This window comes from Actinokineospora spheciospongiae, from assembly GCF_003182415.1.
Taxonomy (GTDB): domain Bacteria; phylum Actinomycetota; class Actinomycetes; order Mycobacteriales; family Pseudonocardiaceae; genus Actinokineospora; species Actinokineospora spheciospongiae.
This window is the reverse complement of record NZ_QHCP01000004.1, coordinates 138,511-161,375: the sequence shown is the minus strand read 5'-3', so window position 1 is coordinate 161,375 and position 22,865 is coordinate 138,511. Positions and strand designations below refer to the sequence as shown.

General features: G+C 73.0%; 18 protein-coding genes. 6 read left to right on the top strand and 12 right to left on the bottom strand.

Annotated elements, in window-relative coordinates; all coding sequences use genetic code 11:
• Positions 1-161: 161 nt before the first annotated feature.
• Positions 162-1,718 (bottom strand): ABC-F family ATP-binding cassette domain-containing protein, encoded by a 1,557-nt coding sequence (locus DFQ13_RS11860; protein WP_110079829.1) that lies wholly within the window; start codon positions 1,716-1,718, stop codon positions 162-164.
• Between the two features lie 389 nt (positions 1,719-2,107).
• Here DFQ13_RS11860 and car point away from each other — a divergent pair, with 389 nt between their 5' ends.
• Together car and DFQ13_RS33775 are read left to right on the top strand one after the other, a co-directional pair.
• Positions 2,108-5,599, top strand: coding sequence for a carboxylic acid reductase (car, locus tag DFQ13_RS11855; RefSeq protein WP_110079828.1), 3,492 nt, complete (start codon positions 2,108-2,110; stop codon positions 5,597-5,599).
• A gap of 392 nt (positions 5,600-5,991) precedes the next feature.
• On the top strand, positions 5,992-6,141 hold the full coding sequence (locus DFQ13_RS33775; protein WP_161784502.1) for a hypothetical protein: 150 nt from the start codon (positions 5,992-5,994) through the stop codon (positions 6,139-6,141).
• A 71-nt stretch (positions 6,142-6,212) separates the two neighbouring features.
• Here DFQ13_RS33775 and DFQ13_RS11850 read toward each other — a convergent pair whose 3' ends face one another.
• The 11 genes from DFQ13_RS11850 to DFQ13_RS33765 form a co-directional block, all read right to left on the bottom strand.
• Positions 6,213-6,857: a response regulator gene (locus DFQ13_RS11850; RefSeq protein ID WP_035286420.1), complete on the bottom strand. Its 645-nt coding sequence runs from the start codon at positions 6,855-6,857 to the stop codon at positions 6,213-6,215.
• The gene (locus DFQ13_RS11845) at positions 6,848-8,014 is read right to left on the bottom strand and encodes a sensor histidine kinase (RefSeq protein WP_110079827.1); all 1,167 of its coding nucleotides are present in this window, start codon (positions 8,012-8,014) and stop codon (positions 6,848-6,850) included. The genes DFQ13_RS11850 and DFQ13_RS11845 overlap by 10 nt, the downstream gene beginning before the upstream one ends.
• Complete coding sequence (locus tag DFQ13_RS11840) at positions 7,995-8,696, bottom strand: DedA family protein (RefSeq protein ID WP_110079826.1); 702 nt, start codon at positions 8,694-8,696, stop codon at positions 7,995-7,997. The genes DFQ13_RS11845 and DFQ13_RS11840 overlap by 20 nt, the downstream gene beginning before the upstream one ends.
• Before the next feature lie 152 nt (positions 8,697-8,848).
• The gene (locus DFQ13_RS11835) at positions 8,849-9,343 is read right to left on the bottom strand and encodes a DUF732 domain-containing protein (RefSeq protein ID WP_052021688.1); all 495 of its coding nucleotides are present in this window, start codon (positions 9,341-9,343) and stop codon (positions 8,849-8,851) included.
• Between the two features lie 382 nt (positions 9,344-9,725).
• On the bottom strand, positions 9,726-10,838 hold the full coding sequence (locus DFQ13_RS11830; protein ID WP_110080140.1) for an HAD-IIIC family phosphatase: 1,113 nt from the start codon (positions 10,836-10,838) through the stop codon (positions 9,726-9,728).
• A gap of 17 nt (positions 10,839-10,855) precedes the next feature.
• The gene (locus DFQ13_RS11825) at positions 10,856-11,716 is read right to left on the bottom strand and encodes a 3-hydroxyacyl-CoA dehydrogenase family protein (protein ID WP_035286422.1); all 861 of its coding nucleotides are present in this window, start codon (positions 11,714-11,716) and stop codon (positions 10,856-10,858) included.
• Between the two features lie 87 nt (positions 11,717-11,803).
• The gene (locus DFQ13_RS11820) at positions 11,804-12,625 is read right to left on the bottom strand and encodes a TetR/AcrR family transcriptional regulator (RefSeq protein WP_035286424.1); all 822 of its coding nucleotides are present in this window, start codon (positions 12,623-12,625) and stop codon (positions 11,804-11,806) included.
• Positions 12,626-12,844: 219 nt separating this feature from the next.
• A complete protein-coding gene (locus DFQ13_RS11815) occupies positions 12,845-14,194 on the bottom strand; it encodes an SWIM zinc finger family protein (protein WP_052021689.1) in 1,350 nt (449 codons plus the stop codon).
• Positions 14,195-14,196: 2 nt separating this feature from the next.
• A complete protein-coding gene (locus tag DFQ13_RS11810) occupies positions 14,197-16,851 on the bottom strand; it encodes a DEAD/DEAH box helicase (RefSeq protein WP_219994420.1) in 2,655 nt (884 codons plus the stop codon).
• Between the two features lie 466 nt (positions 16,852-17,317).
• A complete protein-coding gene (locus tag DFQ13_RS33770; protein ID WP_407643161.1) occupies positions 17,318-18,148 on the bottom strand; it encodes an ABC transporter permease in 831 nt (276 codons plus the stop codon).
• Positions 18,145-19,194, bottom strand: a complete 1,050-nt coding sequence (locus DFQ13_RS33765; RefSeq protein WP_181399934.1) for an ATP-binding cassette domain-containing protein — start codon at positions 19,192-19,194, stop codon at positions 18,145-18,147. The genes DFQ13_RS33770 and DFQ13_RS33765 overlap by 4 nt, the downstream gene beginning before the upstream one ends.
• Before the next feature lie 216 nt (positions 19,195-19,410).
• Between DFQ13_RS33765 and DFQ13_RS35940 the strand changes: the two genes are divergently transcribed.
• From DFQ13_RS35940 to DFQ13_RS11785, 4 genes are all read left to right on the top strand, one after another.
• A complete protein-coding gene (locus tag DFQ13_RS35940) occupies positions 19,411-19,929 on the top strand; it encodes a beta-ketoacyl-[acyl-carrier-protein] synthase family protein (protein WP_407643160.1) in 519 nt (172 codons plus the stop codon).
• Positions 19,929-21,173: an ABC transporter substrate-binding protein gene (locus DFQ13_RS11795; protein ID WP_110079824.1), complete on the top strand. Its 1,245-nt coding sequence runs from the start codon at positions 19,929-19,931 to the stop codon at positions 21,171-21,173. Before DFQ13_RS35940 ends, DFQ13_RS11795 begins: the two co-directional genes overlap by 1 nt.
• Positions 21,170-22,063, top strand: a complete 894-nt coding sequence (locus DFQ13_RS11790) for a carbohydrate ABC transporter permease (RefSeq protein ID WP_110079823.1) — start codon at positions 21,170-21,172, stop codon at positions 22,061-22,063. Before DFQ13_RS11795 ends, DFQ13_RS11790 begins: the two co-directional genes overlap by 4 nt.
• Positions 22,064-22,161: 98 nt before the next feature.
• Entirely contained in the window at positions 22,162-22,860 is a 699-nt protein-coding gene (locus DFQ13_RS11785; protein ID WP_084176194.1) for a carbohydrate ABC transporter permease, read from the top strand.
• Positions 22,861-22,865 lie beyond the last annotated feature (5 nt).

Sequence of the window (22,865 nt, the reverse complement as noted above, 5' to 3'; positions counted from 1 at the left end):
TCCGAAGCCCGGGATCGGAGCATAGTGCGACCCGCGTACCCCACCGCCCACCACCACCGATCCCGGTCGGCTCGCACTGGCCCCTCCCGATCAGCGGCGACCTGCGGTGGGCGGCGCGGGCGACGCCGCGCCCACGCCACCCCAGTCCACTCGCGACACCGTCACCCGTCCAGCTCGACCCTCGGCCACGCCGCGAGGTCGCGCAGCAACTGCCGGTCGTGGGTGGCCACGACGACCGCGGCGCCGGTTGTCAGCAGGGCCGCGGTCAGCTCGTCGACCAGGGTCATCGACAGGTGGTTGGTCGGCTCGTCGAGCAGCAGCACGCCCGGGCGGGCGCCCAGCACGACGGCCAGTTCCAGGCGGCGCCGCTGCCCGGTCGACAGCTCGGCCACCGGCCTGCCCAGGTCGGCGGCCGACAGGAGCCCGAAGTGCCCGCCGTCGCCCAGCACCTCGCGCACGCGGCGGCCACCCGAGGGGGCTGATTCCTGGCCGAGGTAACCGATTCCGGGGGTGCGTCGGACCGTGCCCGTCGTGGGTCGGAGCTGTCCGGACAGGACGGACAGCAGGGTCGACTTCCCGGCGCCGTTGCCCCCGGTGACCACCAACCGGTCCCCCGACCCGACGGCGAGCGACACCGGCCGGTCCAGCCTGCCCGCGACCCGGACCCCGTCGGCGGCGAGCAGGGTGGCGCCCGGGCGGGTGGGCAGCTCCGGCATCCGGAACCGCGGCGGCGGAACGGGTTCGGTGATCGCGTGCCGGTCCAGGTCGTCGCGGCGGCGGTGCACCGAGCGGACCAGGGCCGGGGCGCGGGTGGCCCGCTGGTGCCTGCCGGTGCCCTTGTCCGGGCGCCAACCGGCGACCAGGCGGTTCCGCGCCGCCGAGAGGTCGTCGGTCAACCGGGCGCGCTCGGCCACCTGCCTGTCGTACTCGGCGGTCCAGCGCTCCAGTTCGGCGGCGCGCCCGGCCCGGTAGCCTGCGAACCCGCCGCCGTGGGCGCGTGGCGCGCCGTCGCGGCTCGGGTCGAGGTCGAGGACGTCGGTGACCACGTCGGACAGCAGCGCCCGGTCGTGGCTGACGAGCACGACCCCGCCGGGGTGCGCGCGCAGCCGGGCGGTGAGGTGGGCGAGACCGGCCGCGTCGAGGTGGTTGGTGGGTTCGTCGAGCAGCAGGAAGTCGTGGCCCGCGCCGAGCAGGCAGGCCAGCCGCACCCGGTAGCGCTGCCCGACCGACAGCGCGGCCAGTGGCCGCTCCCGGTCGGCGACGGCGCCGAGCCCGGCGAGCGCGGTGTCCACCCGCCGCTCGGCGTCCCACGCGTCGATCGCCTCCGCCGCTTCCAGTGCCGCTGCGTAGTCGTCCTCCGCGCCCGGCGCGCCGCCCGCGAGGGCCGCCGCAGCGGCGTCCACCGCGGCCAGGGCCGCTCGTGGGCGGGCCAGTTCGACCGTCAGCAGGTCGCCGACGGTGCCCGTCGCGGGAACCTCCTGCTCGGCCAGGCCGGTGGTCCCGACGCACCGCACGACACCCGCGTCGGGGGCGAGGCGCCCGGTGAGCGCGTGCAGCAGCGTGGTCTTGCCCCGACCGTTCTCGCCGACGACGCCCCACCGCGACCCGGGCGCCACGGTCAGGGCGACTCCGTCCAGCACGGTGCGGCCGCCTCGGCGAACCCGCAGGTCCGTGGCGGTGAGTTGGGCGCGTGTGGACGCGCGGGCAGGAGAGCGCATGGTTCTTCCTCGATGACCCCGGGGCACGGCGTGCCGGATTCGACCCCGGGCGCGGCGCGGCCGGGGTTGGGCGGTGGGCCCACGCGGAGCGCGGCCCGGGGTCGCCTCAGAGGAAGAAGAGTTGCTGCACGGAGTGGACGATAGCGGCGGCGCCGCGAGGGTGCAGCCGAAATATCGATCACCTGTCCGAGTGGCCCGGGGAGGCAGTCGGGTGGTCTTCCTTGTCCTGTTTGCCCCGGCGTGCCAGATTGTCACTCTGCGTGTCGTACACATCACACGGTTCCGGCCCGTGATGCGCCCGTACCCGCGGGTAGCGTTAGTTAGCGCAGGCAACTAAATGCGCTCGGGTCCGATGAGGCGCCCCCGCGTGACGGGCAAAGGGGCTGACAATGACGATGCTTTCGCCGTCCGACACCACCACCGACTCCCGCGCCGCCGCGCTGCGCGCGAACGACGACCAGGTCCGGGGCGCCACCCCGCTCGCCGAGGTCGAAGCGGTGGTGGGTGACCCCGGGGTGCGGCTCGCGCCGACGCTGGAAGCGGTCATGACCGGCTACGCCGACCGGCCCGCCATCGGCGAACGGGTGCGGGAACCGGTGCGCGACCCGGCCACCGGGCGCACCACCGCCCGGCTCGCCGCCACCTACAGGACCACCACCTACGGCGAGCTGTGGGCTTCGGTGACCGCGGTCGCCGCCGAACTGGCGCACGACGCGGCGAACCCGTTGCGCGCCGGGGACTTCGTCGCCGTCCTCGGGTTCACCAGCGGGGACTACACCACGATCGACCTGGCGTGCCTGCGGTCGGGCGCGGTGGTCGTGCCGTTGCAGGCGGGCGCGCCCGCGGGCCAACTGGCGCCGATCGTCACCGAGACCGCGCCCAAGGTGCTGGCCACCAGCGTCGAGCGGATCGACACGGCGGTCGAGGTGGTGCTGACCACCGAGTCGGTGCGCCGCGTCGTGGTGTTCGACCACCGGCCCGAGGTCGACGACGAGCGCGCGGCCGTCGAGGCGGCGCGGCGGCGGCTGGCCGAGGCAGGGTCGACGGTCACCGTCGACCCGCTGGTGGCCGTCCGCGAGCGCGGCGCCGCCCTCCCGGCGCCGCCGGTGTTCACCCCGGCCGAGGACGAGGACCCGCTGGCGCTGCTGGTCTACACCTCCGGCAGCACCGGCGCCCCCAAGGGCGCGATGTACCCCGAGCGGCTGGTGAAGGCGCTGTTCGGCTGGTCGTGGAGCAGCAGCGACATCCCCTCGCTCGGCTTCAACTTCATGCCGATGAGCCACCTGGCCGGGCGGGTGGCGCTGTACGGCACGTTCGTCCGCGGCGGCATCGCCCACTTCACCGCCCGCAGCGACCTGTCCACCCTGTTCGAGGACATCGCGCTGGTCCGCCCGACCGAACTGCTGCTGGTGCCCAGGGTGTGCGACATGCTCTTCCAGCGCTACCAGTCCGAAGTGGACCGCCTCGGGCCGGGGTCGGAGGACGCGGTGAAGGCCGACCTGCGGGAGAACTTCCTCGGCGGCCGGGTGCTGCACGCGACCGTCGGCACCGCGCCGATCTCCGCGGAGATGTCCGCGTTCGTCTCCTCCGTCCTGGGCATCGAGCTGCACGACGGCTACGGGTCGACCGAGGCGGGCGGGCTGATGATGGACCACCGGCTGGTGCGCCCGCCGGTGCTGGACTACAAGCTGGTCGACGTCCCCGAACTGGGCTACTTCACCACCGACACCCCGCACCCGCGCGGTGAGCTGCTGGTGAAGACCGCCACGATCATCCCCGGCTACTACAAGCGGCCCGACGTCACCGCCGAGGTCTTCGACGAGGACGGGTTCTACCGCACCGGCGACATCATGGCCGAGACCGCGCCGGACACCCTGCACTACGTCGACCGGCGCAAGAACGTGCTCAAGCTGTCGCAGGGCGAGTTCGTGGCGGTCTCGCACCTGGAGGCGGTGTTCGCGTCCAGCCCGCTGGTGCGGCAGATCTACGTGCACGGCAGCAGCGAGCGGGCGTACCTGCTGGCGGTGGTCGTGCCGACCGACAAGGCGCTCGCGGCGGCGGGCGGCGACGCGGGCGCGCTCAAGGCGCTGCTGGCGGAGTCGTTGCAGCAGGTCGGGCGGCAGGCGGAGCTGAACTCCTACGAGGTCCCGCGCGACCTGGTCGTGGAGACCGAACCGTTCAGCAACGAGAACGGCCTGCTCTCCGACGTGCGCAAGCTGCTGCGGCCCCGGCTCAAGGAGCGCTACGGCGAGCGCCTGGAACAGCTCTACCGCGACCTGGCGCAGGGTGAGGTCGACGGCCTGCGGGCACTGCGAGGTTCCGCCGGTGACCGGCCCGTGCTGGAGACAGTCGGCCTGGCCGCCGCCGCGCTGCTCGGCCGGTCCGGCGCGGAGATCAGCCCGGAGGCGCACTTCACCGACCTGGGCGGCGACTCGCTGTCGGCGCTGTCGTTCTCCAACCTGCTGCACGAGACCTTCGGCGTGCAGGTGCCGGTCAGCGTGATCGTCAGCGCGGCGAACGACCTGCGCGGGATCGCCAGGCACATCGAGGCCGCCCGCGAGTCCGGCACCCGACGCCCCACCGCGGCCTCCGTGCACGGCGTGGGCGCCACCCGCGTGCGCGCCACCGACCTGACCCTGGACAAGTTCATCGACGCCCGCACCCTCGCCGAGGCGCCGGGCCTGCCCCGGCCGACCGGGACGCCGACCACGGTCCTGCTGACCGGCGCGAACGGCTACCTGGGCCGCTTCCTGTGCCTGGTGTGGCTGGAACGACTGGCCGCGACCGGCGGCAAGCTCGTCTGCGTCGTGCGCGGCAGTGACGCCGAAGCGGCCCGCGCCCGGCTCGACGCCGCCTTCGACAGCGGCGACGCGGACCTGCTCGCGCACTACCGGCGGCTGGCCGCCGAGCACCTGGAGGTCGTCGCGGGCGACATCGGCGAACCGGACCTCGGCCTGGACGAGCCGACCTGGGAGCGGCTGGCCGACGGCGTCGACCTGATCGTGCACCCGGCGGCCCTGGTCAACCACGTGCTGCCCTACGACCAGTTGTTCGGGCCGAACGTGGTCGGCACGGCCGAGCTGATCCGGATGGCGATCACCAGCCGGGTCAAGCCGTTCGTGTACCTGTCCACGGTGGCCGTGGTCGAGGGCCGCGAGTTCGCCGAGGACGCCGACGTGCGGGTGGCGAGCCCGGAGCGGCCGATCGACGACTCGTACGCCAACGGCTACGCCAACAGCAAGTGGGCGGGCGAGGTGCTGCTGCGCGAGGCGCACGACGCGGTCGGCCTGCCGGTGCGCGCCTTCCGGTCGGACATGATCCTCGCCCACAGCCGCTACACCGGGCAGCTCAACGTCCCGGACATGTTCACCCGCCTGCTGTTCAGCGTGCTCACCACCGGCCTCGCCCCGCGCTCGTTCTACCGCACCGACGGCGACCGCCCGCGCGCCCACTACGACGGCCTGCCCGCCGACTTCACCGCCGAGTCGATCACCGCCCTCGGCGCGGGCGCCACCGAGGGCCACGCCACCTTCAACGTCCTCAACCCGCACGAGGACGGCCTCTCCCTGGACGTGTTCGTCGACTGGCTGGTCGACGTGGGCCACCCGATCCAGCGCATCGACGACTACGCCGAGTGGATCGCCAGGCTGGAGACCGCCCTGCGCGCCCTGCCGGAGAAGCGGCGCCAGCACTCCCTGCTGCCGCTGCTGCACGCCTTCGCCCACCCCGCCGAACCGGTCGACGGCTCGCACATCCCCGCCGCCCTGTTCCACGAGGCCGTGCGCGCCGAGAAGATCGGCCCCGAGCAGGACATCCCCCACCTCTCGGCGGCGCTGATCACCAAGTACGCCGACGACCTCAAGGGATTGGGCATCCTCTGAGGAGCGGGTGGTCGGTTCGCGCACCCCACGTGCGCGAACCGACCACCGCGCCGAGACCGGCGCCGTCCGTTGCGTTGGTATCAACGAGTGAACATGTTCCGACACCACCACTCGGAATGCCGCACTAAGTACGGTTCCGGGCAAGGGGAGCACCGGTGCCGCATCACCCGGATCGACAACGTCCGCCTTGGGGATTCCGTGCGCCGGTTCCGACGAATGGTCATGTCGGCCGTCCTGCTCGCCTGCGCGGGCGGCATGACGGCCACCTCCGCCGCTGTCGCCGACCCGGCCCGTGCGCCGCACACCTCGAAGACTCACTGGACGAGACGTTCGCCATCTGGTCGGACCGGGACGTGGTGCACGCCTGGCCCGGGCACAGCGGGTGGAGCACGATGACCAACGGCGCGGCCGACAGCCTGATCAGGGTGGACTGGGACCCGAGCACCGGCTACCGGCTCCTCGTGGCCAACGTCAACGGGAGTGGCCACTGGTGCACCAGCTACCTGCCCTCCCGCGGTTGGAACAACTGGTTCAAGTGCTGAACCGCACTCGGACCACGGCACGGGCACCGGGCGGCGCGGGGGGCCCGGGGCGGTGCCACGCCGGTCCGGCGTCAGTCGCGCAGGTAGTGCAGGACGGCCAGGGTCCGGCGGTTGAAGCCGGGGGTGTCGGGCAGGTCGAGCTTGTCGAAGACGGCGTTGATGTGCTTCTCCACCGAGCTCCGGGAGACCGACAGCGCCTCGGCGATCCCGGTGTTGCTGTGGCCCTGCGCCATCTTCTCCAACACCTCGCGCTCCCTGGCGGTGAGCCGGGTCAGCGGGTCGACGTGGCGGGTGCGGGCGAGCAGGCGCCGCACCACCTCCGGGTCGAAGGCCGCGCCCCCCGCGTGCACCCGGTCCAGCGCGTCGAGGAATTCCCCGACCTGCATGACCCGGTCCTTGAGCAGGTAGCCGACGCGGCCGCCGTCGGCGGTGAGCAGATCGGTGGCGTAGCGCTTCTCCACGTACTGCGAGAGCACCAGCACACCCACCCCCGGCCAGCGCTCGCGGATCTGCAACGCGGCCCGCAGCCCCTCGTCGGTGTGGGTGGGTGGCATCCGAACGTCGGTCAGGACCACGTCGGGGCGGTGGCGCCCGGTCTCGGCGAGCAGGGCTGCCGCGTCACCCACCGCGGCCAGCACCTCGTGGCCCTCCTCGGCGAGCAGCCGGACCAAGCCCTCGCGCAACAGGGTCGAGTCCTCCGCGAGCACTAGCCGCACGGCAGCTCCGCGGTGACGACCGTCGGCCCGCCCGGTGGGCTGTCCACTGTGAACACCCCGTCCACGGCCGCGACCCGCCGGGCCAGGCCGGACAGCCCGCTGCCCGCCGGGTCGGCTCCCCCGACCCCGTCGTCGCCGACCCGCACGACGATCGCCGACCCGGTGCGGCTGACCTCCAGGTCGATGCGGGTGGCCGCGGCGTGCTTGTTCGCGTTGGTCACCGCTTCGCAGGCCACGAAGTACGCGGGGACCTCCACCGCGCCCGGGGGCCGCTCGGCGAGCGAGTACACCAGCCGCACCGGGACGCCCGCGGTCTCGGCCAGGGCCTCCAGCGCCGGGTGCAGGCCGCCGGAGTCCAGCGCGACCGGGTGGATGCGCCAGGCGACCTCGCGCAGGTCGAGCAGGGCGCGGCCGGTCTCCTCGTGCGCCTGGCGGAGCAGGTCGTCGACCGGGGCACCCGCGCCGGTCCGCCCGCTCGCGCGTGCCGCCCGGCCCAGCAGCACACCCAAGGCGACCAGCCGCTGCTGCACCCCGTCGTGCAGGTCGCGTTCGATCCGCCTGCGCTCCTCGTCGACGGCCGCCACCACCTCCGCGCGGCTCACCGTCAGCTCCGACACCCGGCGCCGCAGGAGTTCCCGGGCGGTGGGGCCGAAGAAGTGCCGGGCGAGGCGGCGGTCGAGTTCGGCCACGCCGATCAGGCCCTGCACGGTGAGGAACACCAGCAGGGTGCCGAACAGCACGAAGGTGAACGGGTCGTACCAGTCCAGCCCGTCCGCGGCGTCGAAGCTTCCGGGTGCCCCGCCCGCGAGCACCTGGGCCACCATGATGACCGCCGACACCGCGCCGAGGAGCACCAGCAGCAGCACACCGGCCCCGAGCCCGCCGACCACCCACCGCACCCCCAGGTACTGCACGGCGCGGTGACCGGTGCAGCCCTCGGCACCGGCCTGGCCCAGGTACCCCTCGATCCGGCGGCGCTCGAACCCGGCGATCGCCCCGGCCGCGCCGAACACCCGCTCCCGCAGCGGGGGCACCGCGAGCGCGGGCACCGCGACCAGCAGGAACCCCAGCTCGGCGAACGCGCTGGCGCCACCGAGGGCCAGCCCCGCCGTGCGCCGGGCGGCGTGGCGCACCGGGTCACCGAGGACGAGGACCATGGCCAGATCCTATCGACGCCCGCCCCCCGGGGCCCGCCTCGTCGCGCCGCGACCGCACCCGCACCACGACGAACAACGCGACGGCGAGCACCACGGCACCGATCACCACCTTCTGGAACACCCCCGCGTATTCCTCGACCAGGTGCCAGCTCTCCCCCAGCCGGTAACCGGCGACGACAAAAACCGCGTTCCAGAGGAAACTGCCAGCCGTGGTCAGCGCGAGGAACTTCGCGAAGCGCATCCGCTCCACACCCGCGGGCAACGAGATGAAACTGCGGAACAGCGGGACCATCCGACCCAGGAACACGGCTTTGGCGCCGTGCCTGGCGAACCAGCGCTCCGTGCGGTCGAAGTCGGACACCTTCACCAGCGGAACCCTGCCCACCAGCGCCCGGGTCCGCTCCCGGCCGAGCAGCGCGCCGACCAGGTAGACGACGACCGCGCCGACGACCGACCCCACCGTGGTCCAGATCAGCGCCTCCGCCAGGCTGAACACGCCCCGGCTCGCGGACAACCCGGCCAGCGGCAGCACGAGTTCGCTGGGGATGGGCGGGAACAGGTTGTCCAACCCGACCACCAGCGCCGCACCGACCCCACCGAGGGATTCCATCAACCCGACCGCCCAGTCGGCGAGACCACCGACCGGTTCGGGCGCGTTTTCGACAAGCAGGCGAACAGACATCGGCACTCTCTCCTGGGCGGGGATCTTCCATCCGACAACCAGGCTAGGAATGCGCGAGGTCCCGCTCAACGAAGACAACCGCCGACTTCGGTGGCGGAAATCCCCAGTGCGGCACTGCGGAAAACCTCAGGGCCAAGAGACTCGGCGGCGCCTCAGCAGTAGGTGTCCTCCGCCGCGGTGACGATCGCCTCGGCCTGCGCGGGGGTGATGCCGCCACCGAACCCCGCCACGCGTTCGACGAGGGTGGCGTGGGAGGTGCCCTTGGGCACCTCGTTGCACACGGCCTGCGCGATCAGCACCTCCGCGTCGCCGGTGGGGCTGACCGGCACCCCCGCCCCGGTGAGGGCGGCCAGGTAGGCCTCGCGCTTGGGCGGGCCGGGCACGCGGTTGCCCGTCGGCACGACCGTCGCCGCGGGCGGGGCGGCCTTCGGCGGCGCTGTGCTGACCGCCGGGGCCGACGGGACGCCCGCGGGCGCCCCCGGCACGGTGGTCGTGGTCACCGCGCCGGGAGTCGGGGCAGCGGAAACCGGCGCGTCCGCGGACGGCACCGCCGACGCGGACTCCGCGGTCGTGGGGGCGGTGGTCGTGGCAGGGGCGGACTCCGCCTCGAACTCGGGCGGCACGGTGCAGCCCACCAGCGCGAACACGACCGCGGCGACCAGCGCACCCGCACGCCCCGCACGACCCCGTGACTCCGACCCACCCATGCAGCGCCGACCTCCCGTAGAGACTCAGGGGGCCGACCGTACATCGCCGGTACCGGCGAATCCACCGGCCACGGGATTCGGGGCCGAGTCGCCCCGACCCGCCGCTGCGGCCGGGGCGTGGCCGTTGACGCGGGGCTTCCCGGTCCAGCGCGGGCTGTTCAACCACGCGCGCCCCGGCGCGCCCCGCGGCCGCTGGGGCTCGACGACACCCTGCTGCCCGGTGACGACCCGACCAACCCCGGGGCCCACGCGCGCGGACGACCTGGTCGCCCAGGCGCACCAGGTGTGCCCGTACTCGGCGGCCACCGGGGCGACATCGACGTCACGGTGGCCGGGGCGCGGGCTGGTCCTCGGGCGCCCAGACCGCGAGGGTCGAGTGGTTGCCGGTCAGGTCGACCGCGTGCACGGTCATCGTGGTCGGTGGGGGCTTGCGCTCGGTGCGCAGGCCCAGCCGCTCGACGCCTTCGGTCTCGGTGGGGGCGAGGTCGGCGGCGCCCTCGTGCCTGCTGAAACCGGCGAACCGGTAGGCGATCTCCATCATGCGGTTGCGGTCGGTGCGGCGGAAGTCGGCCACCAGGTCGACCCCGGCCGCGGCGGCTTGGTCGGTCAGCCAGTTCAGCAGCACCGTGCCCGCGCCGAAGGCGACCACCCGGCAGGAGGTCGCCAGCAGCTTCAGGTGCCACAGCGCGGGCAGCTTCTCCAGCAGGACCAGGCCGACCGCGCCGTGCGGGCCGAACCGGTCGGTCATGGCGACCACGAGCACCTCGTGGCCGGGGTCGTGCACCAGGCCGCGCAGGGTTTCGTCGGAGTAGTGGACGCCGGTGGCGTTCATCTGGCTGGTGCGCAGCGTCAGCTCCGCCACGCGGGCCAGGTCGGATTCGGTCGCGCGGCGGATGGTCATCTCCAGCGCGGCGGAGCGCAGGAACTCCTCGTCGGCCCCGGTGAACTCGGTGCGGGCGGCTTCGCGGACGAACGCCGCCTGGTACATCCGGCGGCGCTGCGACGAGTCCTCGGTGATCACGGCGGGGGTGAACTCGGGCAGCTCCAGCAGCCCGTCCACCACGTCGTGGGAGTAGATCCGCACGTCGGGGAGGTGGTGGGCGACCTCGGCCCGTTCCATTTCGGTGTCGTCGATGAAGGCGACGGTGTCGTAGGCGAACCGCAGGCGGTCGGCGATCGCCTTCACGGCTGCGGACTTGGCGCCCCAGCCGATCTGCGGCAGCACGATGAACTCGGCCACCCCCAGCCGCTCGACCCACTCCCACGCGTGGTCGTGGTCGTTGCGGCTGGCGATCGATTGGATGATCCCCCGCCTGTCCAGTTCGACGATCACCCTGCGGACCTCCTCGCGCAGGCGCACCTCGCCGTCCTCGAGCAGCACCCCCTCCCACAGGGTGTTGTCCAGGTCCCACACCAGGCACTTGACGGTGCCCATCGGCGGTTCGGCCGTGCTCACGACGTTGTCCGGTACTCGAAGAACCCGCGGCCGGTCTTGCGGCCGAAGTGGCCCGCGGCGACCTTCCCGACCAGCAGGTCGCACGGTCGGTAGCCCTCGTCGCCGGTGCGCTCCAGCAGCACGTGCAGCGAGTCGACCACGTTGTCCAGGCCGATCAGGTCGGCCGTGGCCAGCGGGCCGGTCCGGTGCCCGAGGCAGCCGGTGAAGGCCGCGTCGACGGCTTCCGGGGTGGCCACGCCGTCCTGCACGATGCGGGCGGCCTCGTTGATGGAGCGCTGCAACACGCGGTTGACCACGAACCCGGGGCCGTCGCCCACGTGCACCGGGGTCTGGCCCAGCGCCGCCAGCAGCCGCTCGGCCGAGGCGATCGCGGCGTCGCCGGAGCGCGGGCCGCGGATCAGCTCGACCGTGCGGATCAGGTACGGCGGGTTCATGAAGTGGATGCCCACGACGTCCTCGGGGCGCGCGGTGTACCCGGCCAGCTCGTCGATCGGGATGGCCGAGGTGTTGGACACCACGACCGTGCCCGGGGCGAGCGCGGCGGTCGACGCGGTCAGCGCCCGCGCCTTGGCCTCCACCTTCTCGGTGACCGACTCGATGAGGGCGGCGGCACCGGCCACCCGGCCGGGGTCGGTGGTGGTCTCCAGTTCCCCGTCGGCGATCCCCCGGTCGAACGAGCCCATGAGCCTGCCCAACCGGGTCTGCGCGGTGATGCCCGCCCTGGCCCGCTCCAGCCGTTCCCGGTCGAGGTCGACCAGCACGACCGGCAGGCCCGACCCCACGGCCAGGGTGGCGATGCCGGTGCCCATCACACCCGCGCCGATGATCGCCACCCGACCGAAAGCGCTGTCACCCATGTCAGTCCTCACTCTCGACGTCGCGGGAACCGGGTCCACCGCTCCGGCGCGGCGTGCCGGGCGACTCCCGGGCGAGCCCGTCGCGGGTCAGCCGGACGCCGCCCGCTCGTCGCCGAGCACCCCGGCCCGCTGCTGCTCCACCATGACCGAGATCCCGTCCAGCAGCCTGCGCAGCCCGAACCGCAGCGCGTGCTCCGGGTCGTACGCCGCGCCGTGCGCTTCGCCCGCCGCGGTGCCGACCCGGTCGGCGTTGGGCGTCGCCCCGGCCGTGGCGAAGCCTGCCAGCCACGGGCTGTGCGCCTGCCACCACTGCTGGTCGGTCATGCCGGTCTCGGACTCCAGGGCGGCGATGTCGGCGGCGGCGCGCGCGCTGGCGCGCACGTGGCCGAGCACCAGGGTCAGCACCGAGTCCAGGTCGACGTCGCCGAGGCCGCTGTCGAGCAGGGCGCCGAGTTCGCGCTCGTACTTGGCCAGCAGGTTGGGCCCCAGCACCGGCCTGCTCGACTCGACCGCCGCCAGCCACGGGTGCGCCCGGTAGAGGTCCCAGTTGTCCATGGCCACCCGTTCGAGCCGGACCCGCCAGTCGCCCTCGTCCGGCGCCTCGGCGGGCAGTTCGCCGTAGACGGTGTCGATCATCAGGTCGAGCAGTTCGGACTTGCCGGGCACGTAGGTGTACGGGGACATGGTCCCGACCCCGAGCACCTCGCTGACCCGGCGCATGGTCAGCGCCGCGATGCCCTCGGTGTCGGCGATCTCGATGGCCGCGGTGGCGATCCGGGCGACGCTGAGTTCCGTGCGCCCCTCGCGGGCGGACGGCTCCCTGGTGCGCCACAGCAGCGCCAGGCTGCGGGCGGGGTCGGCGGTGCCCCGGGTGGCGCCCCGGTCTTTCGCGCCTCGATCTTTGGCCATAGTGGGCACCAGCTTACAGCCGTATTTTGTACGATACGATGTATGTCCAGCGCGGCACCGACTACCGGCCGAAAGACCAGGGTTCCACGCGGCTGAATTCGATCAAGGCAGTCCGGGCGCGCGATGCTGCCGCAGTACGGCAAGGTGGCCTGGTCCGGCCCGGCGGCAGCAGGCTCAACCAGCGCACCCGGGGCCGTTCTCGACAACCGCCTGCCCAGGTCACTCGGCGGGGACCAGTTCGGCGAGGGTCGCGGTGAGCGTGGCCGCGGGCGGCCCGGCGGGCGTCCACGCGGCGCCGTCCCGGGTGTAGGGGTGCCAACGGCCCTCGGACGACAGCCGCAGTTGCCACCCCCGTTCCTCGATGGTCCACCGGTTGCGCCACACCTTGACCTCCGGTTCCCCGTCGAGACCCGCGTCCACCCAGGCGTCGACCAACTCCACCCTGGCCCTGGCGACCACGTCCTTGGCCGGGGTCCAGGAATCCTCCAGGGTCGCCAGCCCCTCCGCGCCGGTGAGGGCCCAAGCCAGCACACCCCGGTGGAACTCCGCGGGTCGCGGCCCGGCAGCAGCCGCCCGGGCACGCAGCTCGTCATCCCCCCGGGCGGCCAACCGGATCGCGTCCGACCACGGGTCGTCAGTGGCGACGGGCCTGCCCGCCAGCAGCGCCGCGGCCCGGTCCGCGGCATCGGCTGCCAGCACGGCCACTGCGGCGGCGTCGACCGGGGCCTCGGCCAGGTCGGTGTCGGCCAGCAGCGGCGCCAAGTCGAGCACCTGGTGCACGTGCGTCGGGGCCGCCGGGAGCGCGACCGCCCCAGCCGCCCACGCCTGCTCCGCCGCAACCCCGACAACCGCGTCGTCGGCGTCCGATGTGGACCGGCCGGTGTTGCGGCGCAACAGCTCCTCGGTCAGCTCGGACTCCGACCGGCCGCGCAGCAGCAGCAGGACGAACGGGTCGCGGTCGAGCAGCCAGGAGACCTGGTGGACCAGCGCGGCGGCGTGCTTGCACGGGCTGTCCCAGTCCGGGCAGTCGCAGTCCGGGTCCAGTTCGCCGAAGCCGGGCAGCAGCCGGGTGCCCGCGTCCGACGCCGCGCCGACCAGTTCCCTGGGCATCTCGCGGTCGAGCAGGGCGGCGATGTGGCCCGCCTTGGCCGCGACCTTGTCCAGGAACCGGTCCCACTCCGCGTCGGACAGCTCGGTGAAGCGCACGGTGGTCGTGTACGGGCGGTGGTGGTCGCCGTCGTGCACCGGCGCGGTCGCCCGGCCCGGGCTGACCGTGATCGGTCCGACCTGGCCCGCGAAGGCGTACCGACGGCCGCTCTTGAGCTGGTCGAGGTCGAGCGCGGTGTCCTGCATGGCCTCGGTCCAGGCGTTGCCCCACCAGGTGTCGGCGAACTTGCGCCCGTAGCGCTTGTGCGGCGGGAACGCCGGGAAGGAGACCGCGCGCCGGTGCGGGTCGACCACCTCCCCGGCGTCGTCCTCGTCGTCAGCGTCGTCCTCGGTGTCGTCCTCGTCGGCGAACAGCGCCGCGAGACCGTCGTCGTAGTCGTCCTCGTCGTCGTAGCTGCCCATGGTCAGGTCCTCCTCAGTTCGACGAGGCGGCGCAGTTCGGCGTTCGACAGCTCGCTCAGCGCGGCCTCGCCGCCGCCGAGCACCGCCGAGGCCAACTCCTGCTTGGACTCCAGCAGGGTGGCGATGCGCTCCTCCAGCGTTCCCTGCGCGATCAGCCGGTGCACCTGCACCGGGCGGGTCTGGCCGATCCGGTGCGCCCGGTCGGTGGCCTGGTCCTCGACCGCCGGGTTCCACCAGCGGTCATAGTGCACGACGTGGTCCGCGCGGGTCAGGTTCAGTCCGGTGCCCGCAGCCTTGAGCGAGAGCAGGAACACCGGGACCCTGCCGTCCTGGAAGTCGGCCACCATCTCCTCGCGCCGGGGCACCGGGGTGCCGCCGTGCAGCAACTGGGTCGGCACGCCCCGATCGGCGAGGTGGCGTTCGAGCAGCTTCGCCATCTGGACGTACTGGGTGAACACCAGCACCGCCCCGCCCTCGGCGACGATGGCCTCCACCAGGTCGTCGAGGGCTTGCAGCTTCTCCGACCGCGGCGCGGAGGCGTCGGCCTCCTTGAGGTAGTGCGCCGGGTGGTTGCACACCTGCTTGAGCCCGACCAGCAACTTGAGCACCAGCCCCCGGCGGGCGATCCCGGTGGCGCCCGCCTCGATCTCACCCATCACCCCGTCGACCACCCGCTGGTAGAGGGCGGCCTGCTCCGGGGTGAGCGACACCGGGTGGTCGGTCTCGGTCTTGGGCGGCAGCTCGGGTGCGATCCCGGGATCGGACTTGCGGCGGCGCAGCAGCAGTGGGCGGACCAACCGGGCCAGCCGCCGCGCGGTCGCGCCGTCCCGCTCGACCTCGACCGGCCGCGCCCACCGGTCCCGGAACTCGCCGACGCGGCCGAGCAGGCCGGGGGTCGTCCAGTCCAGGATGGACCACAGCTCGGTCAGGTTGTTCTCCACCGGCGTACCGGTCAGGGCCACCCGCGCCCCGGCCGGGATCTCCCGCAGCGCCTTGGCCGTGCCGCTGAGCCGGTTCTTGACGTGCTGGGCCTCGTCCGCCACGACCATGCCCCAGTCGTGCGCGGCCAGGGTCGCGGCGTCGACGCGCATCGTGCCGTAGGTGGTGAGCACAAAACCCCGGTCGGCGCCCGCGAGCGAGCGGGCCCCGCCGTGGAAGCGCCGGACCGGGGTGCCCGGGGCGAACCGGGCGACCTCCCGCTCCCAGTTGCCCAGCAGCGAGGCCGGGCACACCACCAGCGTGGGTCCGGCCGTCGCCGGGTCCAGCGCGCGCCGCAGGTGCAGCGAGATGAGCATGACGGTCTTGCCCAGACCCATGTCGTCGGCGAGGCAGCCGCCGAACCCCAGCGAGGTCATCCGGTCCAGCCAGCGCAGGCCGCGCCGCTGGTAGTCGCGCAGGGTGGCCCGCAACGCCTCGGGCTGACCCAGCTCCTCCGGGCCGCCGTCGGGCTCGGAGATCCGCTCGACCAGCTCACCGAGCCACCCGTCGGCCACCGCCTCGACCCGGTCCCCCTCGACCACGGCGCTCCCGATCAGCACCGCGCCCAGGGCGTCGAAGGCAGGCAGGGCAGGCAGGGACCGTTCCCTGGCCCGGCGGGCCAACTCCGGCTCGACCAGCACCCAGCGCCCCCGCAGCCCGACCACCGGACGGGACTTGGCGACGGTGTCCATCTCGGCATCGGTCAGCGGCTCACCCGCGAGCGTCAACTGCCAGGACAACGGCATCGGCGGCGCACCGCGCAGGTGCGCGGCGACATCGGCGGGGCGCTCCCCGGAAGAGGGCACCAACACCCGCGCGTTGAGGTCACGTGCAAGCCCCTGCGGCCACTCCAGGTCGACACCCGCAGCGGCCAACCCGGCCTCCGCCCCACCGAGCAGGTCGGCCACGTCCTCGTCGAGCAGGTCGAGCCGCACCGGCTCGGCATCGGCGAGCAGGCTCTCCAGCGGCGACCACACCCGCGCGGCCCGGCGCACGGCCAGCATCGCCTCGAAGGTCGCCCGCTCACCGAAGCCGTGGTCCCCACCCGCCCACAACTCCTCGGCGTCGATCACCCTGGTCGGGTCGGCCAGGTCGCGCAGCCGCACAACCGCGTGGAACCGCCCCCGCTCGAAGTCATCCCCGGGCACGACCAACCGCAGGGCGACCCGCAACCCGGTGTCCACCCCGGCGGCAACCTGCACGGCCCACTCACGCAGGTCCAGGTCGGCGGCCACCGGCGCGGCGGAGGCGTACCGGTCATCCCCGGTGACCCGGGTGGCCCCAGCGGTACGCGGCAACGCATCCGCGACGGCGTCGTAGAAGGCTCGAAGCAGCCCCTCCGGCTCCGGCAACAGCGGAACGGCGGCGGCCGGGTCCACCGGCACCGCGTGCGCGGCAGCGGGCATCGCCGCCGCCAACGCCCGCAACCGCTCGATGTCCGCCACGTCGAACGGCCCCATCCGCCACGCGGCAAAGCCCTCCGGCGAAACCCCGGGCAACAGCCTGCCCCGCGCCGCCAGGTGCAACGCGGTGGCCGCCGCCACGGCGTAGAAGGCCGCCGCCGGGTGCGCCCGGTCGTCCGCGCGCGCGGCCAGCAACAGCGGCAGCGCCCGGTCGAAGGGCAGCCGCCGAGCCCGAACCGGCCGCACAACCACCCCGACCTCAGCCGGAACGGCCATCTCCACCTCGACGGACTCGCCGAAGTCAGCCCCCGGGTCGCGCTCGGAATCCCAGAACAACACCGCACCCGAGCCTGCCGGATCACCCGGCTCGAAGACCACCGCGCACCGACCCGAACCCAAAACGCCTCCTCGCCGCCGACCGCCTCCAGTACAGTGTACCGTATCCAATACGCGCACGTCTCCAGGTCGCCTGAGAAACCACCGGCACAACCGCCGATCACCCCCACAGACCGTCTGTCCGACTACCGGCCGTCCGAATACCCACCGGCGCAGCGGGCCGGGGTGGTCGAGGCGGGAGTGGCGGTGGCGGTCAGCGCGAGGGCAGAGGTGGCGACGATCCGGGTGAGGGTTCTACGCACCGGTGCATCCCCGAGGGTCGGGGTGCGAACAGGGGACTGCCCCGGCGGATGGAGGGGCCCGCCGGGGCAGCCTCGGTCTGTTCCAGCGTGGAACGGACCGCTCGTCAGTCGCTCAAGGACGCGTAGCGGCGCACCGCGAGCGGCAGGAACACCGCCAGGATCACCAGCGGCCAGACCACCGCCATGAGCGAGGCGTTCGCCACCACCCACGAGCCGCCGCCCCAGCCGGGGTTGCCGAACAGCACCCGGGTGGCCGTCACCGTGGACGACAGCGGGTTCCACTCGGCGATCGCGCCCAGCCAGCCCGGCATGGTCGACGGCGCGACGAACGCGTTGGACAGGAACCCCAGCGGGAACTCCAGGGTCTGCACCCCCGCGACCGCCTCCTGGCCGCGCATGACCAGGCCGAGGAAGATCCCGACCCAGATCAGCGCGAACCGCAGCAGCAGGATCAAGCCCATGGCGCCCAGGGTGGCGCCCACCGAGCCGTTGGCCCGCCAGCCGATCGCCAGGCCCACCAGCATCATCACGACCAGGGTGACGACGGCGAAGAGCATGTCGGCCACCGCCCGGCCGATCAGGATGGCCGCGGGCGCCATCGGCATGGAGCGGAAGCGGTCGGTGACGCCGCGCTCCACGTCGGTGGAGATGGCGATGGTGGTCATGCTGATGCCGAAGATCATGGTCATGGCGAACATGCCCGGCATCAGGAACTCGCGGTAGCTGCCGCCGTCCGGCACGGCCATGGCGCCGCCGAAGAGGAAGGCGAACATCAGGACCATGACGATGTTGAACGCCAGCGAGGCGATCAGGGTGGCCGGGTTGCGCACCCAGTGCGCCAGGCTGCGCCCGGTCAAGGTCACCGAGTCGGTCAGGACGTTGCCCAAGCCGCCGCCGGTCGCCGCCGGGGCGGGCCGGTCCAGGGTCGCGGTCACGCGTTCACCTCCTGCGCGCCTGCGCTCTCGGCGACCGGTGCGTCCTTCTTGCCGTTCTTCCTGCCCTTGTCCTTCTTCTCCGCCTTCGCCTCCTCGCCGACCGGCCTGCGACCGGTGAGGTGCAGGAACACCTCGTCGAGGGTGGGGCGGCGCAGGGCGATGTCCTCGGCGGTGACCCCGGCCGCGTCGAGGGCGCGGATGACCTCGATCAGCGAGGTGTCGCTGTTGGCGACCCGCACCGAGAGCTTGCGGTCCTCCTCGTCGAGCTCGGGGGTGCCGCCGGTGAGCTGTTCGACGGTGCGCGCGGCCGGCGCCAACCACTCGCGGTCGTGCACGGCGAGGTCGATCCGGTCTCCGCCGGTCTTGGTCTTGAGCTGGTCGGGGGTGCCCTCGGCGATGACCCGGCCGGTGTCGATGACCGAGACCCGGTCCGCGAGCTGGTCGGCCTCGTCGAGGTACTGGGTGGTCAGCAGCACGGTGGTGCCCTGGCGCACGAGGGCGCGCACGGCCTCCCACACCTCGTTGCGGCCGCGCGGGTCGAGGCCGACGGTGGGCTCGTCGAGGAAGAGCACCGACGGGGCCAGGATCATGCCCGCGGCCAGGTCCAGCCTGCGCCGCATGCCGCCGGAGTAGGACTTGACCGGCTTGCCGCCGACCTCGGCGAGGCCGAACCGGTCCAGCAGCTCGTCGGCGCGCTGCCGCGCCGCCTTGGCCCCGAGCCGGTACAACTTGCCGAACATGACCAGGTTCTGGTGCCCGCCGAGCACCTCGTCGACCGCCGCGTTCTGCCCGACCAGGCCGATCCGGTAGCGCACCTGCGCTGCCTCGGTGGCCACGTCGTACCCGGCCACCTCGGCCCGGCCGCCGTCGAAGCGTTGCAGCGTGGCCAGGATGCGCACCGCCGTGGTCTTGCCCGCGCCGTTGGGACCGAGCAGCCCGCACACCGTGCCGCGCGGCACGTTCAGGTCGAAACCGTCCAGGGCGACCTTGTCGCCGTACCGCTTGCGGAGACCTTCGGCCACCACCGCGAGATCGCTCGAACCCACTGTTGCTCCCCTTCCGTTCATCCCGCCGGAAACGCATCGGCGTACAGCATACGGTACACCACTTCGTACGTTGTACGCCAATCGCTGCCCGGCCGGGTTCCCGGCACGTCAGCGCCTACCAGGCGTTCGCCTGGTCCTACGCGGTGAACACCGGTCAGATCACCATCCGGCACGGAATGCGCGGCCCCAGCGGGGTGCTGGTGTCGGAGCGGGCGGGTGGGCTCGGACCGCCCGTCCGCGCTGCGCCGCACCGCCAAGGCGACCCCGGCCGACGCGGGCGTGGATGCCGCCGACGTGGTGTTCGCCGACGCCGCGGGCACCCCGGAGTTGGACGCGGCCGAGGTGGCGGCGCCGGCGGAGGTGTTCGGCGCCGGGCGGGCGTCGGTGACCGCGCCCAAGACGATGACCGGGCGGCTGTACTCGGGTGGGACGCCGCTGGACGTGGTGACCGCCCTGCTGTCCATTCGGGACGGTGGCATTCCACCATCGGTCAACACCGCGGGGACCGCGAGCGCGGGCGGTGAGGGACCCGCAGACGTGGGCCCGGACTTCCTGGACACCACGTTCGAGGAGCTGGGCCACGACTCGCCGGCGCTGCTGGAGACCCAGGGCCGGATCGAGCGCGACCGCGCGGTGGCGTGGCAGCCGGGCCGCGATTCCTCCTGCTGGGAAGAGTCGACACGAGAGGGGGGTGGTGCGAGAATTCCCGCCACTGTGCTCCGGGAGGCGGGTTGATGGGGATCGAGACGAGTCGGCGGTCGTTCCTGGCGGTGGCCGGGTTGTTGGGGCTGGCGGCGTGCGGGTCGAACACGGGGCGGGAGGGGTCGGCGGCGGGGACGTTGCGGCACTGGTACCACGCCTACGGGGAGGACGGGGTGCAGGACGCCGTCCGGCGCTACGCCGCCGCCTACCCCGGGGCGGAGGTCGAGGTGCAGTGGAACCCCGGGGACTACGACTCCAAGATCGTCACCGCCCTGCAGAACAGCGCCGTGCCGGACGTGTTCGAGGCGCAGGTGAAAGTGGACTGGGTGCGGCAGGAGCAGGTCGTGCCGGTGGGCGACCTGCTCGGGGACACCCGGGGTGACTTCGTGGCCGCCCTGCTCGAATCGCAGACCGTGGACGGGCAGCTCTACGGCATCCCGCAGTCCATCGACACGCAGGTCCTGTTCTACCGGCCCAGCCTGCTCCAGGCGGCCGGGGTCACCCCGCCGCGGACCGTGGACGAGTTGCTGGACGCGGTCAAGCGGCTCAACACCGGTGGTGTCCGTGGGTTGTTCGCGGGCAACGACGGCGGTGTCGGCGTGCTGACCCCGCCGCTGCTGTGGGCCGCTGGGCTGGACTTCCTGTCCCCCGACGGGTCCGCGCCGGGGTTCGACGACCCGCGCGCGGCCACCGTGTTCGGCAAGTTCCGGGAGTTGCAGACCGGCGGCGGGCTGCTGCTGGGCGCCCCCGCCGACTGGTCCGACCCGGGGGCGTTCGTCGACGGCCGGGTCGCCATGCAGTGGACCGGGCTGTGGAACCTGCCCAAGATCACCGCCGCGCTCGGGGACGACGTCGGGGTACTGCCGTTCCCCAAGCTGGATGACAGCGGTGCGGTGTCGGTTCCGGTGGGCGCCTACAGCGCGATGGTGAACGCGCGCAGCGCGGACGTGGAGGCGGCGAAGGCGTACGTGCGGTGGCTGTGGGTGGAGCGGACCGACCACCAGACCGAGTTCGCCACCGCGTTCGGCGCGCACGTGCCTGCCCGCAAGAGCCTCAGCGACAAGGCGGAATCGCTGCGGTCGGGGCCCGCCAAGGACATCGTCGGGTTCGTCGTCGACAGCGGGCGGATCGCGAGCCCGTCCCGGTGGTCGGCGCGGGCGAACACCGCCCTGTCCGACGCGGTGTCGCGGATCGCGCGCGAGGGGGCGGACGCCGCCACCGAGCTGCGCGCCGCGGTGGAGGTCGCCCGGGGTGAGATCAGCAGGACCGGTCGGTGAACCGACGCGGCGCACTGGCGTTCTGGCTGTTCGTCGGCCCCTTCGCGGCGGGGTTGCTGCTGTTCACCTACGTGCCGATCGGGTGGAGCGCGTACCTGAGCTTCTTCGACGCGCACAACACCGTCACCCCGACCGAGTTCGTCGGGCTCGACAACTACACCGACATGCTCACCGACCGGGCGTTCCTCGACAGCATCGGCACGTTCTCCGCGTTCGCCGCGCTGATCGTGCCCACCACGGTCGTGCTGTCGCTGCTGCTGGCGCTGCTGGTCAACCAGGTGCGGGTGGCGCGGGCGTTCGTGCGGTCGGTGTTCTTCCTGCCGTTCGCCTGCTCGTACGTGGTGGCCTCGCTGGTGTGGAAGATGTCGCTGTTCTCCGGGGTGGACACCGGGGTGGTGAACACCGTGTTCGGCTGGTTCGGCGGCGAGCCGCAGGCGTGGGTGGGCACGGTCGACCCGCCGCTGTACTGGGTCGTGCTGGTGACCGTGCGGCTGTGGTTGCAGCTCGGCTTCTACATGGTCCTGTTCCTGGCAGCCCTGCAACGCATCCCCGACCACCTCTACGAGGCCGCGTGGACCGACGGCGCGTCCCCGGGGTGGCAGACCTTCCGGCACGTGACGCTGCCCGGCCTGCGCGGGGCGCTGGTGGCGGTGCTGGTGCTGAACCTCATCAACGCCTACCAGGCGTTCGACGAGTTCTACAACATCCTCGGTGACGCGCGCGGCTACCCGCCGTTCGCCCGGCCACCGCTGGTCTACCTCTACTACACCTCCCTCGGTTCCGGCGGCCAGGACCTGGGGCGGGGCAGCGCGGGTGCCCTCGTGCTGGCGCTGGTGATCGCCCTGGTGACCCTGCTGTCCGGCCGCGTGCTGCGGAGGTCGTCGTCGTGAACCCACCCGTGGGCCACAACCGCACGACGGTGTCCCGCGTGCTCGTCCGGCTCGTGCTGGCCGTCGCCGCGGCGCTGTTCCTGCTGCCGTTCGCGGTGATGCTCCGCCAGGGCCTCGCCGAGGACTGGTCGACCGTCGGCGAGCTGTTCACCGACGACGAGGTCCCGTTCGCCCGCAGCCTGCTCAACTCCGTGATCGTGTCGGTGCCGCAGACCCTCGGCCAACTGGTGGTGTGCTCGCTCGCGGGCTACGGCCTCGCCCGCGTCCCGTACCGGCACGCGTCGAAGGTGCTCTACGCGGTGGTCGCCACCCTGATGGTGCCCACCGCGGTGACGTTCGTGCCGAGCTTCGTGGTGGTGTCGAGCCTCGGGTGGCTGTCGGACCTGCGCGGGCTGATCGTGCCCGGGCTGTTCAGCGCGCTCAGCGTGTTCCTGTTCCGCCAGTACTTCCTGGACTTCCCGCTCGCGCTGGAGGAAGCGGGCCGGTTGGACGGGCTGAGCCGGTGGGGCGTGTTCTGGCGCGTGGTGGTGCCCAACTCGACCGGCTTCATCGCGGCGATCGCGGTGATCGACTTCATCGGGAGCTGGAACCAGTTGCTGTGGCCGCTGATCATCGCCCAGGACTCGTCGACCTGGACGGTGCAGGTGGCCCTGTCGAGCCTGCTGACCGCGCAGAACCCGAAGATCACCCTGCTGTTCGCGGGTGCGGCCGTGTCGATCCTGCCGGTGCTGCTGGTCTTCGTGCTGCTCCAGCGCCACCTCGTGCGCGGCGTCACCGAGACCGGCCTCAAGGGGTAGTCGGG

Coding starts and splice junctions, on each gene's coding strand:
- DFQ13_RS11860 (WP_110079829.1), bottom strand. CDS start 1,718: ATGCGCTCTCCTGCCCGCGCGTCCACACGCGCCCAACTCACCGCCACG.
- DFQ13_RS11840 (WP_110079826.1), bottom strand. CDS start 8,696: ATGTCTGTTCGCCTGCTTGTCGAAAACGCGCCCGAACCGGTCGGTGGT.
- DFQ13_RS33775 (WP_161784502.1), top strand. CDS start 5,992: ATGACCAACGGCGCGGCCGACAGCCTGATCAGGGTGGACTGGGACCCG.
- DFQ13_RS11845 (WP_110079827.1), bottom strand. CDS start 8,014: ATGGTCCTCGTCCTCGGTGACCCGGTGCGCCACGCCGCCCGGCGCACG.
- DFQ13_RS11785 (WP_084176194.1), top strand. CDS start 22,162: ATGCTCCGCCAGGGCCTCGCCGAGGACTGGTCGACCGTCGGCGAGCTG.
- DFQ13_RS11810 (WP_219994420.1), bottom strand. CDS start 16,851: ATGGCCGTTCCGGCTGAGGTCGGGGTGGTTGTGCGGCCGGTTCGGGCT.
- DFQ13_RS11830 (WP_110080140.1), bottom strand. CDS start 10,838: ATGGGCACCGTCAAGTGCCTGGTGTGGGACCTGGACAACACCCTGTGG.
- DFQ13_RS11825 (WP_035286422.1), bottom strand. CDS start 11,716: ATGGGTGACAGCGCTTTCGGTCGGGTGGCGATCATCGGCGCGGGTGTG.
- DFQ13_RS11820 (WP_035286424.1), bottom strand. CDS start 12,625: ATGGCCAAAGATCGAGGCGCGAAAGACCGGGGCGCCACCCGGGGCACC.
- car (WP_110079828.1), top strand. CDS start 2,108: ATGACGATGCTTTCGCCGTCCGACACCACCACCGACTCCCGCGCCGCC.
- DFQ13_RS11815 (WP_052021689.1), bottom strand. CDS start 14,194: ATGGGCAGCTACGACGACGAGGACGACTACGACGACGGTCTCGCGGCG.
- DFQ13_RS11795 (WP_110079824.1), top strand. CDS start 19,929: ATGGGGATCGAGACGAGTCGGCGGTCGTTCCTGGCGGTGGCCGGGTTG.